The sequence below is a fragment of the Cupriavidus sp. FW216-B1 genome, assembly GCF_058789195.1.
On sequence record NZ_JBYTEL010000004.1, the window covers coordinates 12,491 to 27,780 of the forward strand.

The following is a 15,290-nucleotide window of genomic DNA, read 5'->3' on the forward strand; positions in this document are numbered from 1 at the left end:
CGCTCGCGGTATGATTTGCGGTGCACAAGAACCGCGTCAAATCCGATCGATGAGAATCCCGTCTGTTGTGCAGCGTCCCGCCACGCTCGTGGTCTTGCTGGCGTGTCTTGGGCTGTTGCTGTGGTGGTGGCTGCTGCGCCCCACCGAGGTGATCGAGACCACACCGGTAGGCCGCGGCGACATCGAATCGAGCGTGACCGCGCTCGGCCTGCTGCAGCCGCGCAGCTACGTCGACGTGGGCGCGCAGGCGTCCGGCGCCATCCGCCGCATCCACGTCCAGCCCGGCGACGCCGTCAAGAAGAACCAGTTGCTGGTGGAGATCGATCCCGCCGTGCAGCAGTCGCGCGTGGACGCCGACCGCGCCACGCTGGCCAGCCTGCGCGCCCAGCTCGACGAGCAGTACGCCCAGCGCGACCTCGCCCGCCAGCAGTGGGAGCGCCAGCGCCACATGGCGGCCGATGGCTCCACCCGCGACGAAGACGTGCAGTCCGCGCAGGCCGCGCTGCGCGTGGCGCTGGCGCGCATCGACAACCTGCGCGCCCAGATCGACGGCGCCTCGTCCGCGCTCAAGGGCGACGAGGCCCAACTCGGCTTCACCCGCATCTACGCGCCCATGAGCGGTACCGTGGTCACGCTCGACGCGCGCGAGGGCCAGACCCTCAACGCCACCTACCAGACCCCCAACATCCTGCGCATCGCCGACCTGTCCGCCATGACGGTCTGGACCGAGGTGTCCGAGGCCGACGTGCGCCGCGTGCGCCCGGGCATGCCGGTGTACTTCACCACGCTGGGCGTGCAGGACGAGCAGGGCAGCGCGCGGCGCTGGCGCGGCCAGGTGCGCCAGATCCTGCCAGCGCCGCCCACGCCGGCCGGCGCCGCGCCCGCCGCCACCACCGCCGGCGCGCCAGCCACGCCCGCCGGCAAGGTGGTGCTCTATACGGTGCTGTTCGACGTGGACAACGCCGACCGCGAGCTGATGCCGCAGATGAGCGCGCAGGTGTTCTTCGTGGCCGCCAGCGCGCGCAACGTGCTGGTGGCGCCGCTGCCGGCGCTGCAGGCGGTGAGCGGCCAGCCCGGGCGCTACACCGCGCGCGTGCTCGACGCCCAGGGCAAGATCCTGGTGCGCGAGGTGGCCACCGGCGTGCGCGACCGCCTGAGCGCGGAGGTGCTGTCCGGCCTCAAGGAAGGCGAGCGCCTCGTCACCGGCGTGCGCTACGAGCGCGCCGCCGACGGGAGGTTCCGATGGTAGACCTGCTGGCGGAGGCGCGGCCCGCGGCGGCCGGCGCCCCCGCATCCGCGCCCGCTTCCGCGTCCTCCGCCCCGGCCGGCGCCGCGCCGCCGCTGATCGCGCTGCGCGACGTGCGGCGCTCCTACGCGGGCACCGACGGCGGTCCGGCCACCGAGGTGCTGCGCGGCGTCTCGCTCGACATCGGCGCGGGCGAGTTCGTCGCCATCGTCGGCGCCTCGGGCTCGGGCAAGTCCACGCTGATGCATATCCTCGGCTGCCTGGACCGGCCCAGTTCCGGGCAATACCGCTTCGCCGGCCAGGACATCGCGCGCTTCGACGCCGACGAGCTGGCCTGGCTGCGCCGCGAGGCCTTCGGCTTCGTATTCCAGGGCTACCACCTGATCCGCACGCTCGACGCGCTGCGCAACGTGGAGATGCCGGCGGTCTACGCCGGCGCGGGGGCGGACGCGCGCGAGCACCGCGCGCGCACGCTGCTGGGCCGGCTGGGGCTGGCCGAGCGCGCCGCGCACCGGCCCGCGCAGCTGTCCGGCGGCCAGCAGCAGCGCGTGTCGATCGCGCGCGCGCTGATGAACGGCGGGCACATCATCCTGGCCGACGAGCCCACCGGCGCGCTCGACAGCAAGAGCGGCGCCGAGGTCGTGGCGCTGCTGCGCGAGCTGGCCGACGCCGGCCACACCGTGGTCCTCATCACGCACGACCGCGCGGTGGCCGCGCAGGCGCGGCGCATCATCGAGATCCGCGACGGGCAGATCGTGTCCGACACCGGCAATGCCGCGCCGCTCGCGGAAGCCGGCGCCCCGCCCGCCCCGCCTATGCCACCCGTGCCGCCCTCGCTCGACGCGCGCCGCTTCCCCGCCGCGATGGCCGCGGGCGTGGCCCACACCGCGCGCCCGTGGACCGAGATGCGCGAAGCCTACGCGGCGGCATGGAGCGTGATGTGGGCCAACCGCTTCCGCACCGCGCTCACGCTGCTCGGCATCATCATCGGCGTGGCCTCGGTCATCGTGATGCTGGCGGTGGGCGCCGGCACCCAGGAGAAGGTCATCGCCAAGATGGCGAGTTTCGGCACCAACCGCATGTACGTGGTGCCCGGCGGCGACAACGCGCGCGGGCCGGGCGGCGTGCTCACCGAAGCCGACGTGCCGACCGTGCGGCAGGCGCCCCACGTGGCGGCGGCCATGCCGATGCTGCGCGGCAAGGTCACGCTGCGCGCCGGCAACCTGGACAGCTTCGTCAACGTGTGGGCCGTCACCACCGACGCGCAGCGCATCATGAACTGGAAGGCCGCGCGCGGCCTGTTCTTCAGCCAGAACGACGAGCGCAGCCTGGCCACCGTGCTGCTGCTGGGCAAGAAGACGCGCGAGCGCATGTTCGGCGACCAGAGCCCGCTGGGCGCCTACGTGCTGGTCAACAACGTGCCGTTCCAGGTCATCGGCGAGCTGGAGGAAAAAGGCGCCACCTCGGGCGACTCGGATGACGACGACGTGATATTGATGCCCTACTCCACCGGCAGCCGGCGCCTGCTCGGCACCACGCAGTTGTCGTGGATCTCGGTGCTGGTGGACAAGCTGGAGAACGCCGACGATGCCGCGCGCGGCATCACCGAGGCGCTCGAGGCCAGCCATCGCGTGCGCGACTTCCGCGTGTACAACCGCGCGGCCTCGGTCAAGGCGCAGGAAGAAACGCAGCAGACCATGACGATGATGCTCGGGCTGGTGGCGGCGATCTCGCTGCTGGTGGGCGGCATCGGCGTGATGAACATCATGCTGGTGACGGTCAAGGAGCGCACGCGCGAGATCGGCATCCGCATGGCCACCGGGGCGCGCCAGCGCGACATCCAGCGCCAGTTCCTGACCGAGGCCATCACCGTGACGCTGGTCGGCGGCGTGGCCGGCGTGATCGCCGGGCTGGCCGTGGGCGCCGCGCTGATCCACTGGGAGGTGCCGGTGGTCTTCTCGGTGCGCGCCATCCTCGGCGCGTTCGGCTGCGCGCTGGCCACCGGGCTGGTGTTCGGCTTCATGCCGGCGCGCCAGGCCGCGCGGCTGGACCCGGTCGAAGCGCTGGCCAGCGAATGAGGCGCCCGATGCCATCTCCCATGCCCGCCCCGCGGCGCTCTGCCCCGCGCCCTTCTCTTGCGCGCGCGCCGGCCTGGCTGCTGGCGCTGGCGCTGGCCGGCTGCGCCGGCGCGCCGCCCGGCGACGTGCCGCCGCTGGACGTGCCCGCTGCGTGGCGCCATGACGCGGGCGCCGCCGGCGACCCCGCCGGCCCCGGCTGGTGGCGGCGCTTCGGCAGCGGCGAGCTGGCCGCGCTGATCGAGCAGGCGCGCGGCGGCAGCTTCGACCTCGCCGCGGCCGCCGCGCGCGTGCGCCAGGCGCAGGCCCAGGCCCGCATCGCCGGCGCGCCGCTGTTGCCGGAGGTGAGCCTGAGCGCCACCGCGCAGCGGCTGCGCGAGCCGCAGGCCAGCGTTACCGGCTACTACACGGCCGAGCTGTTCGCCACCTACGAGATCGACCTGTGGGGCGGCAACGCCGCCGCGCGCGATTCGGCGCTGGCCACGCTGCAAGGCACCGCCCGCGCGCGCGACACCGTGGCGCTGACACTGACGGCGTCGGTGGCCGCCAGCTACCTGCAGGCCGCGGCGCTGCGCGAGCGCGTGGACATCGCGCAGCGCAACCTCGCCACCGCCGAGCGCATCCTGGCGCTGGTGGCCTCGCGCGCCCGCGCCGGCGCCGCCACGCCGCTGGAGCTGGCGCAGCAGCGCGGGCTGGTCGCCACCCAGCGGCAGGACCTGGAGCAGCGCCGGCAGGAAGCGCGCGGCAGCCTGACCGCGCTGGCGATCCTGCTGGGCCGCCCGGCGCCGGGCTTCGACATCGCCGCCAGCACGCTCGACGGCATCGCCATGCCCACCGTCGCCGCCGGCGTGCCGGCCAGCCTGATCGTGCACCGGCCCGACCTCGCCCAGGCCGAGCGCGCGCTCGCCGCGGCCGACGCCGACATCGTGGCCGCGCGCGCCGCCATGCTGCCCTCGCTGACCCTGACCGCGGGCGCCGGCGTGGGCGCGGACCGGCTGCACGACCTGCTCGACACCTCGCTGTACAGCCTCGCCGCCGGCCTCGCCGCGCCGATTTTCAACGCCGGCCGCCTGGCCGCCGGGCGCGACTTCGCCATCGCCCGGCGCGAGGAACTGCTGGCCGCCTACCGCGGCGCCATCGTCAACGCCTTCGGCGACGTGGAAAACGCGCTCAACGCCGTCGACGGGCTGACGCGCCAGCGCGACGCGCAGGCCGAGGCGCTGGCGCAGGCGCGGGAAGCCGCGCGGCTGGCCGAGTCGCGCTACCGCGCCGGCGCCGAGACGCTGCTGACCGTGCTCGACGCCCAGCGCACGCTCTACGCCGCGCAGGACAACGCGGTGCAACTGCACCTGGCGCAGCTGCAGGCCAGCGTGGGGCTGTTCCGCGCGCTCGGAGGGGGATGGGAAGATGGCGCCGCCGCCGGCGGTGGCAACCTGCTGTCGCGGGACGCGCGGCCGGGGACGCGCGGCTGACCGAAGCGGCGCCCGCGCGGCGGGCGGCGGGAGGCGTTCAGGCCCGCGGATACAGTCCCAGCCGCTGCGCCTGCACCCGGGCCAGGCCCAGCAGCGCATTGGTGAACGGCGTCGGCACGGCCGTGATCTGGCCCAGTTCGCGCACGGCGGCCACCAGCGCGTCGAGCTCGACCGGCCTGCCGGCCTCCACGTCCTGCAGCATCGAGGTCTTCATCGCGCCGAGCCGCAGCGTGACCGCGAGGCGGTCGGCCGGCGCCTGGTCGATCGTGATGCCGCAGCGCTCGCCGATGGCCTTGGCCTCCAGCATCACGGCGGTGACGAAATCGCGCACCAGCTCGTCGCCGAGGATGCGGTCCGAGGTGGCGCCGGTCAGCGCGCTGATCGGGTTCATGGTCATGTTGCCCCACAGCTTGTACCAGACATCCTGCTGGATGCGGTCCGACGCCTTCGCGTCGAACCCGGCGCCGGCGAACATCGCCGCCAGCGCCCTGACGCGCTCGCTCGGCTGCCCGCTCGCCTCGCCCAGGATCAGGCCCCGGCCCTGGCGGTTGCGCACCACGCCCGGCGCGTCCAGCATGCAGCTCGCGTGCACCACGCAGCCGACGGTCTGCCGCGCCGGAATGGCCGCCGCGATCGCGCCGTCCGGGTCGACCGAGGCCAGCCGCTTGCCGGCGAACGCCGGGCCCAGGCCGTCACAGAACCACCACGGCACGCCGTTCATCGCGGTCAGGACGGTCGTGTCCGGACCCAGCAGCGGCGCGATGCGGCCGGCCACGGACGCCAGCGCCGGCGCCTTCACCGCGACCACGACGAGATCCTGCGGGCCGAGCGCCGCCGGATCGTCGCTGGCGCGCACCGCCACCGCGCGGGGCTCGGCCTCCTGGCCCTCGCCCTCCACCAGCCGCAGCCCGCGGCTGGCCAGCGCATCGAGCGTGGCGCCGCGCGCGACGACGCTGACCTGCGCCCCCGCCTCGGCCAGCTTCACGCCGATCCAACCGCCGATCGCGCCGGCGCCGTAGATACAAACCTTCATGTGTCACTCCTTGTTGCCGGGACCGGTCCGGTCCAACGCGACGGAACGCCCCCCGGGGCGCCGGCCATCGCCATCACTTGCCGTGGATCACCTGCTGTGGTCGTGGCGGTCCCCGCCCATCGGGTCGACGATGATCATGGTGCGGTCGAGCACGCCGCGGTCGTCGAAGTAGATGCTGAAATGCGCCTGCAGATAGCCGTTCGTGTACATCCGGTACGACCATGCCTCGCGCTTCATCAGCGGGTAATACTCCACCGGCTCGCGCGGCATGCCGAAGCGCTCGACCACGTCCTGCTTGGTCCAGACGCCGGGCTTGGCTTCGTAGATCTCCTTCTCGGTCAGCATCTGGCGGAAGTTCGTCAGCCTGCCGCCGGCGTCGAAGTCCGCCGCGTAGACCTCGTGCCCGAGCGGCTGCCGCGAGTAGATCCAGCGGCTGGTGCCGCCGGCAAGCCGGTAGGTCTCCGTGGGCGCGCCGAACGTATCGCGCACGGCACTTTCCGGGCTGCCGATCATCTTCTGCGCGGTCTGGACGGGTTCCAGCGACGCGCAGGCGGACAGCGCGGCCGCCGCCGCCAGCGCGGCGATCCATCGGGTGATTCGATATGTTCGATATGTTCGATATGACATGAGCACTCTCCAGCGTCGATGCAGGCCGGTCCCGGGAACGGAAACCGGCTCCGATGCGTCAGCATAGCCCCCTTGATCGTCCACCTCGCCGGGGGTGCCCGCGCACCGGATCCTCGCCGCGCCTCCGGCAAACCCGCATCATGAAATCCGGGATCATTATTGTACTTTGCGATTATCCGATAATTCCGACTCTCCGGTTTATCTATTGCAAGACAATGTTGTAGAAAATCACTAGACATGACACTCCGTGCCGCTTTCCGAAATCGGCACCGCAAACCCCGCTTCGCCCCGTATCCCGCCTGTGGCAAGGACCAGCGCCAGTTGTCATGCTGGCGCAATCCAGGCGTAATGCGTGCCCCAATAGACTCCGGTTTCTATTTTTTTATTTCGATAAATTACAAGCCGGAGAACAAGAATGAGGAAGACAAAATCCGCCCGCATCAAGCTGGCGGCGCTGCTGTGCACCGCTGCGGGCACCGCGCTGGCGCAATCGGGCGTCACGCTGTACGGCGTGGCCGACGTCGGCGTCGAATACCTGTCCAACGCGGCCGCCAAGGGCAGCAAGGGCAGCGCGTACCGGCTCTCGTCCGGCAACATGTCCACCTCGCGCTGGGGCCTGCGCGGCATCGAAGACCTCGGCGGCGGCCTGAAGGCGGTGTTCGACCTGGAAAGCGGCTTCAACCTCGACGACGGCGGGCAAGGCGGCAACCGGCTGTTCGACCGCAGCGCGGTGGTCGGCCTGGCCGGCGACTTCGGACAGGTCACGCTCGGGCGGCAGACCACCCCGCTGTACGACACCACCATCCGGCTCGACCCGATGGGCTTCGCGCCGCGCTACTCGTTGTTCCGCAGCGACGCGGTGCTGGCCGGGCGCGCCGACAACGCCATCAAGTATCGCCGCAGCGTCTCCGGCCTCACGGTCACGGCGCTGTACAGCTTCGGCCGCACCGGCGCCGGCGAAGTGCCCGGCGACAACAAGGTCGACCGCAGCCTTGGCGGCAGCCTGTACTACGAGAACGACACCTTCGCCGCCGGCCTCGTCTACGACGAATACCAGGGCACCTCCGTCGCCGCCCGCAACCAGAAAGACCGCCGCGTGGCGCTCGGCGCCAGCTACGCATTCGGCTCGCTCAGCCCCTACGCCGGCTACCGCTGGCTCAACGGCGACGTGGGCGGCGAAGTCCGCTCCAACCTCTACTGGCTCGGCCTGCGCTACAAGGCCACGCCCGCGCTCTCGTTCTCCGGCGCGGCCTACTACACGGACTTCAGGAACAGCAACGCCGACCCGATGATGTTCGCCGCCTCGGCCAGCTACGTCCTCTCCAAGCGCACCGACGTCTATTTCAACGCCGCCTTCGCGCGCAACAAGAACGGCTCCGAACTCGGCCTGAACGGCTTCAACGCCACCACCGGCGCGCCCAACAGCGTCATCCCGGGCAGGAACCAGACCGGCGTGGTCGCCGGCGTGCGGCATCGTTTCTGAGGCGCCAACGCATATCGACGCTCTCCGCCTGAAACGGGAGCCTTGCGCCCACCGCGTCTTGACGTGGTGGGTTTTTTTGTTTCGGCATGATGCCAGTACCGTAGTTCGCTGGATTGTGCCAAGGCGCCATGCAGGGGCGCATGCGTTCCACGGAGGTAGTCGGATGAACGGGAGGATCTCCACGGCGGCGGCAAAGCCGGCGGCCGTGCCAGCCGGTTATGCCGGCATCCATGGCGGCATCGTGGAACTGCTCGACGGCGCGCGCCATGCGGCGGCGCATAGCGTCAATGCCCTGATGACGGCGAGCTACTGGGAAATCGGCCGCCGGATCGTCGAAGCCGAGCAGAAAGGCAAGCGGCGTGCCGGCTACGGCGAGCAGTTGATCGCGCGGCTGTCTGGCGACCTGACCTCCCGGTTTGGGCGTGGGTTCAGCCCGGACAACCTGGAGAACATGCGCGAGTTCTTTCTCGCCTACCCCTGGTCTGTGATTTCCGAGATGCTGTCTCGGAAGTCTGGAAACGGGATGTCTGCCGAAAGTTCCGAGACAGCGTCTCGGAATTTCGACCTTTCCGAGTTGGCACAGGTCTTCGCACTGCCGTGGTCCGCCTATGTTCGTCTGCTGGTAGTCAAGGATGTCCACGCCCGGCAGTTCTATGAAGCCGAGGCGCTGCGTGGAGGATGGAGCGTACGCCAGCTCGACCGGCAGATCGGCAGCCAGTTCTATGAGCGTACAGCCCTGTCCAAGGGCAAGGCCGCAATGCTGGTCAAAGGCGCGGTGCCGAAGCCAGAGGATGCCGTCACGCCCGACGATGCGATCAAAGACCCATACGTGTTGGAGTTCCTCGATCTCAAGGACGAGTATTCGGAGTCCGACCTTGAAGCCGCCTTGATCCGGCGGCTGGAAGACTTCCTGCTCGAACTGGGCGAAGGGTTCACCTTCATCGGGCGACAGCGCCGATTGCACATCGATCAGACCTGGTATCGGGTGGATCTGCTGTTCTTCCATCGCAAGTTGCGTTGCCTAGTCATCATCGACCTGAAGCTCGGCAGGCTGACGTGGGCCAGATGCACATGTACTGCAACTATGCCAAGGAGCACTGGGCGTACTCGGATGAGAATCCGCCCGTGGGACTGATTCTTTGCGCTGACAAGGGGCAGGCCCTGGCTCGGTATGCGCTGGATGGGCTGCCAAGTAAGGTCATGGCGGCCAATTACCGCACGGTGCTACCGGATGCCGAATTGCTGCAGAAAGAATTGGAAAACACACGGCGACTGCTCGAATCTCGCGGAACGCTTCCCCTCAAGACACGCAGATCATAGTGTGCGTCCCGGCATCGGGCTTGCGAACTGCCCCCGTCACGCAAGCGCTTCGACAAGAGCGGCTACACCCGGCTGGGCACCGCCTACACCGAGCGCGTGAGCGACAGCCTCAACTATTCGTCAGCGCCGAGCACGACGCGCGCGACCACGACAACAACTTCACCGCCCAGATGTCCGCGCTGCCGCGCTATGCGCAGGTCAACCTCGGCGCCTCCGGCCTTGGCACGCGCAACCGCTCGTACTACGGCGGCGCCACGGGCGGCCTCGTGCTGCATGCCAGCGGCCTGACGGCATCGCCCTATCCCGTGCAGGACACCTTCGGCATCCTCTCCGCGAGCGGCACGCCGGGCGTCAAGGTGGGCACGCCGCAAGGACCGGTCTGGACCGACCCGTGGGGGGCGCCGTCATCCCGCAGCTTTCGCCCTACGGCAGCAGCCGAATCGAAGTCAGCACCAGCACCCTGCCGCGCAATGTCGATATCCGCAATGGCTTTCGCATGGTGGACGCGGGGCGCGGCTCGGTGAACTTCGTGGACTTCGAGCTGCTGCGCGTGCGGCGCCTGCTGCTCAACGCCCGCGGCGCTGACGGCAAGGCACTGCCGGCCGGCGCCTTCGTGCTCGACGGCAACAACCAGTTCGTCAGCACCGTGCTCGACCGCGGCCAGATCTTCCTCGGCAATGGCGCGGCGGACACCGCGCTCTCGGTGGCGCTGCCGGGCGGCCGGCAATGCGTGCTGCGCTACACGCTGCCGGCGACCCCGCCACCGCCGCCTTCTTCGAGACCGCCGATGCAGTCTGCCATCCTCGATCAGCCTGCCCATGCAAGACACCGCCCGTTACTCGCGGCTCCTGCGGCTTGCCCCCCTGCTTCTCGCCGGCGGCATCGGCTGGCCGGGAACCGCGCTCGCGGACGACAACTGCCGCCTGTACCTCAGCCCCGGCCAGGCCGACTACGGCCGCCTCCATCGCGCGGCCATCCTGGAAGCGCGGCAACCCAGCGGCGGCTACTCGCTCGGCAAGCGGCAACTGACGCTCAACGTAACCTGCACCCGGCCGGCGGCGCTGACCCTGTTCGTGGGCGGCGCGGCAACCGGCGACGGCAACTACAGCTTCGGCCCGCGCGGCCGCCTGGCCTTGACCCTCTCGCAAGCGCGCGTGGACGGCCGCGCGCTGACACTGGGCAGCGTCGAGCAGGCCACGCAACTGCCCGCGCAGACCGGCGCCAGCCTGCCGCTGCTCCCGGGCAGGGGCGTCGCCCTGATGGCGGGCAGCCAACCCGGCATGGGACAGCAATACGCAATGCAGCTCGACGTCGAAGCCAGCCTGCCCGCCGAAGCGCTGTCGGTCAGCGCCGAAACCGAAGTGGGCAGCAGCCACAGCATCGAGGTGATTCAGCGCTGATATGCGCTGCGGTGGCCAGTTTTCAGGTCCGACCGCAACACCCGTATCTGCAAATGCCTGCCGAAATTTCTGATTGTGCGTCCAACGCATATGAAGCGCGCCCTCGATCGGGTAGCCTCGTCACGGACCTCCGGCGACGCGCACCACACGTGCTCCGAGCCTTGGCTCAAACGGAATGAGAGCGACTCTTTAAGGACGCATGAACCATGAGATTGCCGAACAACAAGCTATCCGTCATATCGACTTCGCTGGCGCTGGCCGGCGCCCTTTTATGCGTGGCGCCGGCTCACGCGCAATCCATGGGCAACGCCAACGCTTCCGTGCAGGTTTCCGCCGGCGCCGCTTCGATCCTGGCAGCGCCCCTGGTGAGCCTGGCCGGCGGCGGTGGCGGTCCAGTAGAGGCGTCCGCGCTCGCGGGCATGGGCAGTGTGTTCGTGGTTTCGGGCATCGCGCAGGGTGGCCAGGATGTGGTCGAAGTCATCCTCGATGCCGCCAGCGGCGCGGGGAAGCTCTCCGTCAAGCTGGGCAAGTCGGCCTTCGAAACGCTAGGCGTCTCGGCGGGCGCCACCGTGCGGGCGGTCGCCGAGTCGACTGGCACCATGCTGGTGGTGTCGGGCAAGGTACTGGCGTTCGTTCCCAACACGCTGGGCGAGGCCTTGCTGCATCACGAGCGTGTGCCCGGCACGCCGGCACAATAAAGGACAGACATGATCCGGAACCAGATATGCCGCGCCGCGGCGCTGCTCCTGCTGCTCGTGCCGGCACTGGCCTCTGCCGGACAGAGTTGCGAGGAAACGCCGCTCACCGAGAACACCCTGCGCATGGCGATGCGCACGGCGCAGAACGTGATCGCCACGCTCGAGAAGCGCGGCGACAACGTTGCCCTGCTCGGTCGGGTCGGGCAAGACCTGTCCGAATACGGCCTGAAATACAGCCATGCCGGTTTCGTCTATCGCAGCGCGCCGGACGCGCCCTGGCGCATCGCCCATCTGCTCAATACCTGCGGCACTGCCCATTCCGATCTGTGGTACGAGGGCGTGGGCAACTTCTTCCTCGACGACATGTTCTCGTTCGACGCGTTGCTGGCCATCCCGCCCAAGCCCGTTGCCGAGCGACTGCTGCCACGCCTGCAGGACCCGCCGGCACTGCGCGCCGTCCACGACGCCAACTACAACCTAGTGGCCTACCCGTTCTCCACGCGCTACCAGAATTCGAACGTCTGGGTGCTGGAAACGCTGGCCGCGGCCGAAGCGCGCGACGCGAAGATCGGCAGCCGCGCCCAGGCGCAGGCCTGGCTGCAACTGGCGGACTACCAGCCCTCCGAGATGAAGATCGGTACCTTCAAGCGCCTGGGCGGCCGCATGTTCAAGGCCAATGTCGCCTTCGACGACCATCCCGACAACTTGCGTTTCTCCGACCGGATTCGCACCGTCACCGTCGACTCAATCACGCGATTCGTGACCAGCCGGAAGGAGGGCTGGGAAGTGGTGGAAATCCGGGCGCCGCGCTAGGAAGTCGCTAGGGCCAAAGCGCGGAAGGCGGCAGTGGACGGATGCCGCCGTCGCCTCCCGCCCCCGCGATGACGGCCGCCATCCACGTCGAATCATTTTGTCCGGGCCCGGTGCCGCCACCACAGGACCATGACCGTCAGCAGGACAAGGCAGAGCGACGATGCCGCAAACGCCGCGTCGTCCTCCTGGGAGGCATTCTTCGCCCCATAGACCGACAGCCATCCCCGCCACAGCGGTCCCGAGAGATTAGGGGCGACGTCGGGATGCGTGGCCCACCAGAAAGCATTCGCGGTGATCGCTGCCGCCAGCCATAGCACTACCAGAACCATTTTCGGCATCGTCATCACCGCACTGTCAGTACCCCGTATGCCTTGAGTCCTGACCCAGGCACCGCGTATTTTGGCGAACTCGTAAATATCGATCGAATGCTCATCCAGTCAGACATCTCGTCAATCGTCACGCATCCTTCGCTGATGCCAAGACGGCCCTTAGGATGCAATCGCAAATGGGACCTGACGATTTTCTCGCAAAGCACTTTATCATCATCTATATTTTCATCAATAGCATAAAGTGCATACCAGTCGTTCTTCTTGTTTCCATTCAAATCGAGCCAATTCCTCAGCGTTCCGGTTATGCCACCAGACTGTCGATCAAAGATGTAGTATCGGCCGACAGGGATGGCTCCATATCGCGGAGTACACATGAGGGAGCGTCTATTCATATATTCCTCCCTGCCGGAAAACGCCGCAAACGACAGAGCGCCGACCTTGAACTCGCTCATCGGTTGCTCGTTCAATTCAAAAGTACATTGCAGCATGTGTAGGACCTCCAGATGTTATGCATATTCCATGGACAGTGGAATCGAATGAATATCATCTGGGAAATAGCCTGTCCATTGGACACGTCCGAGAAATCCCCGGCAACGCCAATAGCGCTCCGGGTTCCTCGGGATTGGTGCCACCGAAACCGTGATAGATAGCAGACGCAGCCCGGGCGTTGGCCAGCCCACCAAGCCCTCCCCGCGCCAATTCTAACCAAACACCCTCCCCTGATTCACGATCCCCGCAGATCCAGCGCCTGCTTAACTCAGCACATCAGCGCCAGTTCGAGCGGATCCCCGGTATCCCACTGAGAGGCGCCCTCCGGCGCCATCGCAGGAAGTACCCCCGGCCACCGCGATCGGCGATAATTTGCTTCCCTCCGGCCTTCCCCACGCCCTCGCTTCATGACCGATTCCACCACGCATGAAACCGCGCCCGTCGCCAAGGTGGCGGGCACGGCCGCGTTCTCCAAGTTCATGCACGTGCTGCAACTGGTGGCCGACGCGGAGGGGCCGGCCAGCATGGCCGCGCTGGTGAAGCAAAGCGGCTATCCCAAGCCCACGGTCTACCGCATCGTGGCGGCGCTGGTGGCCGAAGGCATGCTGCGCGAGGACGGGCGCGATGGCGCGCTGGTGCTCGGCCCGCGGCTGATGCAGCTGGCCAGCCGCAGTTGGTCGCGCTCGGACCTGCGCCTGGCCGCGGTGGAAGCGCTGAAGACGCTGCGCGACGTGACCGGCGAGACGGTGCACCTCGCCGTGCCCAACGGCAACACCATGATCTACATCGAGAAGCTGGAAAGCCTGGCGGCGGTGCGCATGGCCTCGCGCATCGGCGCGGCGGTGGCGCTGCATTCGACCGCGGTCGGCAAGGCCTACCTGTCGATGCTGGCGCCCGGGGAGCGGGACGCGATCCTGGCGCAGTTGCCGATGCCGCGCTACCAGCCCAACACCATGACGCAAGCCGATGCGCTGCGCCGGCAACTGGACACCTTCCGCGCGCAGGGCTGGTCGGTGGACGACGAGGAAAACGAGGCCGGCATCTATTGCTTCGGCGCGCCGGTCCTCGACACGCGCGGCCAGCCGGTGGCGGCGGTCAGCGTCAGCACGCTGCGCTTCATGCAGAAGGACGATCCGCTCGCCGCCTACGTCGAGCCGCTGCTGGCGGCCTGCCGCGAGATCGGCAGGCGCATCGCGGAGAGTCCGGCGCTGTCGTCGTCGCGCGATCTGTAGTGCGTCGCGCCTTATGCCACGAGGTAGCCGCCGTCGACCGGCAGGATCACGCCAGTGACGAAGCGCGCGGCCGGCGCGCACAGGAAGGCCACCGCGTCCGCCACGTCGTCGGGCTCGCCCCAGCGCGCCAGCGGCGTGCGCTGCAGGATCGGGCCCGCGCGCGCCGGGTCGTCCTGCAAGGCCTGCGTCAGCGGCGTGGCGATCCAGCCCGGCGCCACCGCGTTGACGCGGATGCCGTCGGCCGCGTAGGCCAGCGCCAGCGACTTGGTCAGCTGCGCCACCCCGCCCTTGCTGGCGGCGTAGCCCGGCACCAGCGCGCCGCCGAAGAAGCTCAGCATCGACGCCGTGTTGACGATCACCCCGCGCCGCGCCGCCAGCCGCGAGCGCGCGGCGCCGCATACGCGCATGGTGCCGGTCAGGTTGACGTCGAGCACCTGCGCGAACACGTCCACGTCGTGCTCGTCGCCGCGGCGGATGATGCCGGCGCAGTTCACCACGATGTCGAGCGCGTCGAAGCCGGACACCAGCGCGTCCACGGCCTGCGTGTCGGTCACGTCGATCAGCCTGACCGCGACGCCGGCGTCGAGCGAGCCGTCGCCGGCGTCGATGCCGGTGGCGGTGACGTGGGCGCCGAGCCGCGCGAGGCGGTTGGCCACCGCGGCGCCGATGCCCTGGGTGGCGCCCGAGACAAGCGCGCGCTTGCCGCGAAAGAGGTCGGTCTGGAAAGTCATGGTGGCGGGAAAATCCTGCGAAGCGGGAATGGGGAAGAACAGGGAAGAACGGGGAAGGATGAAGACCGCGCGCCCGGCCAGCGCGCGCGGCCGCGCCGTCAGTGGCCGAGGCCGACCTTGGCGATCAGCGACTTGAAGTAGGCGTTGTCCTTCGCCATCGCGTTGCGGAACTCGTCCTGGTCCGCATAGGCGAAGCCCAGGTTCTGCTTGTCCATCGTCTCGCGCAGCGCGGGCTCCGCCGCGGTCCTGGCGGCCGCCGTGCGCAGCACCGCCACCACCTCGGGCGGCGTGTGGCGGGGGGAGGGTGAGGAGCGGCAGGTGCCGAGCCAGAGGGGTATGTTT

The 15,290-nt window shown here is 69.1% G+C and carries 14 protein-coding genes and 3 pseudogenes; 11 read left to right on the top strand and 6 right to left on the bottom strand.

The features are described 5' to 3' along the window. Nucleotides 1-49 precede the first annotated feature (49 nt). From AC3WXD_RS12360 to AC3WXD_RS12370, 3 genes are read left to right on the top strand one after another with little or no spacing between them, the layout of a single operon-like run. Nucleotides 50-1,249, top strand: coding sequence for an efflux RND transporter periplasmic adaptor subunit (locus AC3WXD_RS12360; protein WP_492323803.1), 1,200 nt, complete (start codon nucleotides 50-52; stop codon nucleotides 1,247-1,249). Next, nucleotides 1,243-3,324, top strand: a complete 2,082-nt coding sequence (locus AC3WXD_RS12365) for a MacB family efflux pump subunit (RefSeq protein ID WP_492323804.1) — start codon at nucleotides 1,243-1,245, stop codon at nucleotides 3,322-3,324. The genes AC3WXD_RS12360 and AC3WXD_RS12365 overlap by 7 nt, the downstream gene beginning before the upstream one ends. A gap of 8 nt (nucleotides 3,325-3,332) precedes the next feature. Then, entirely contained in the window at nucleotides 3,333-4,793 is a 1,461-nt protein-coding gene (locus AC3WXD_RS12370) for an efflux transporter outer membrane subunit (protein ID WP_492323805.1), read from the top strand. Nucleotides 4,794-4,830: 37 nt separating this feature from the next. Here AC3WXD_RS12370 and AC3WXD_RS12375 read toward each other — a convergent pair whose 3' ends face one another. Both AC3WXD_RS12375 and AC3WXD_RS12380 read right to left on the bottom strand, forming a co-directional pair. After that, a complete protein-coding gene (locus tag AC3WXD_RS12375) occupies nucleotides 4,831-5,826 on the bottom strand; it encodes a 2-dehydropantoate 2-reductase (RefSeq protein WP_492323806.1) in 996 nt (331 codons plus the stop codon). 87 nt (nucleotides 5,827-5,913) lie between these two features. Continuing rightward, nucleotides 5,914-6,453, bottom strand: coding sequence for a hypothetical protein (locus AC3WXD_RS12380; RefSeq protein WP_059413610.1), 540 nt, complete (start codon nucleotides 6,451-6,453; stop codon nucleotides 5,914-5,916). Between the two features lie 415 nt (nucleotides 6,454-6,868). Here AC3WXD_RS12380 and AC3WXD_RS12385 point away from each other — a divergent pair, with 415 nt between their 5' ends. The 7 genes and pseudogenes from AC3WXD_RS12385 (at nucleotide 6,869) to AC3WXD_RS12415 (ending at nucleotide 12,167) form a co-directional block, all read left to right on the top strand. Beyond that, entirely contained in the window at nucleotides 6,869-7,936 is a 1,068-nt protein-coding gene (locus tag AC3WXD_RS12385) for a porin (RefSeq protein WP_492323807.1), read from the top strand. Nucleotides 7,937-8,099: 163 nt separating this feature from the next. After that, nucleotides 8,100-9,256 (top strand): annotated as a pseudogene (locus tag AC3WXD_RS12390) (PDDEXK nuclease domain-containing protein). Further along, nucleotides 9,256-9,780, top strand: a complete 525-nt coding sequence (locus AC3WXD_RS12395) for a fimbria/pilus outer membrane usher protein (RefSeq protein ID WP_492323808.1) — start codon at nucleotides 9,256-9,258, stop codon at nucleotides 9,778-9,780. The pseudogene AC3WXD_RS12390 and the gene AC3WXD_RS12395 overlap by 1 nt, the downstream one beginning before the upstream one ends. Continuing rightward, nucleotides 9,753-9,950, top strand: a pseudogene (locus AC3WXD_RS12400) (FimD/PapC C-terminal domain-containing protein); the annotation flags it as partial. The gene AC3WXD_RS12395 and the pseudogene AC3WXD_RS12400, both read left to right, overlap by 28 nt. A 124-nt stretch (nucleotides 9,951-10,074) precedes the next feature. Next, nucleotides 10,075-10,656: a DUF1120 domain-containing protein gene (locus AC3WXD_RS12405; protein WP_492323809.1), complete on the top strand. Its 582-nt coding sequence runs from the start codon at nucleotides 10,075-10,077 to the stop codon at nucleotides 10,654-10,656. Nucleotides 10,657-10,862: 206 nt separating this feature from the next. Next, entirely contained in the window at nucleotides 10,863-11,354 is a 492-nt protein-coding gene (locus AC3WXD_RS12410) for a hypothetical protein (RefSeq protein WP_492323810.1), read from the top strand. 9 nt (nucleotides 11,355-11,363) lie between these two features. Next, nucleotides 11,364-12,167: a DUF2145 domain-containing protein gene (locus AC3WXD_RS12415; protein ID WP_492323811.1), complete on the top strand. Its 804-nt coding sequence runs from the start codon at nucleotides 11,364-11,366 to the stop codon at nucleotides 12,165-12,167. Nucleotides 12,168-12,259: 92 nt separating this feature from the next. On the opposite strand, the gene AC3WXD_RS12420 is transcribed toward AC3WXD_RS12415, so the two are convergent. Then, nucleotides 12,260-12,511 carry a hypothetical protein gene (locus AC3WXD_RS12420; protein WP_492323812.1) on the bottom strand — a complete coding sequence of 84 codons (252 nt, stop codon included), beginning with the start codon at nucleotides 12,509-12,511 and terminating at the stop codon, nucleotides 12,260-12,262. Beyond that, the gene (locus tag AC3WXD_RS12425) at nucleotides 12,511-12,948 is read right to left on the bottom strand and encodes a DUF2778 domain-containing protein (protein WP_492323813.1); all 438 of its coding nucleotides are present in this window, start codon (nucleotides 12,946-12,948) and stop codon (nucleotides 12,511-12,513) included. Before AC3WXD_RS12425 ends, AC3WXD_RS12420 begins: the two co-directional genes overlap by 1 nt. A 444-nt stretch (nucleotides 12,949-13,392) precedes the next feature. Here AC3WXD_RS12425 and AC3WXD_RS12430 point away from each other — a divergent pair, with 444 nt between their 5' ends. After that, complete coding sequence (locus AC3WXD_RS12430; protein WP_059413620.1) at nucleotides 13,393-14,217, top strand: IclR family transcriptional regulator; 825 nt, start codon at nucleotides 13,393-13,395, stop codon at nucleotides 14,215-14,217. Nucleotides 14,218-14,228: 11 nt separating this feature from the next. On the opposite strand, the gene AC3WXD_RS12435 is transcribed toward AC3WXD_RS12430, so the two are convergent. Both AC3WXD_RS12435 and AC3WXD_RS12440 read right to left on the bottom strand, forming a co-directional pair. After that, nucleotides 14,229-14,948 (bottom strand): SDR family NAD(P)-dependent oxidoreductase, encoded by a 720-nt coding sequence (locus AC3WXD_RS12435; RefSeq protein WP_492323814.1) that lies wholly within the window; start codon nucleotides 14,946-14,948, stop codon nucleotides 14,229-14,231. Between the two features lie 98 nt (nucleotides 14,949-15,046). Continuing rightward, nucleotides 15,047-15,290: pseudogene (locus tag AC3WXD_RS12440) on the bottom strand (tripartite tricarboxylate transporter substrate binding protein); the annotation flags it as partial.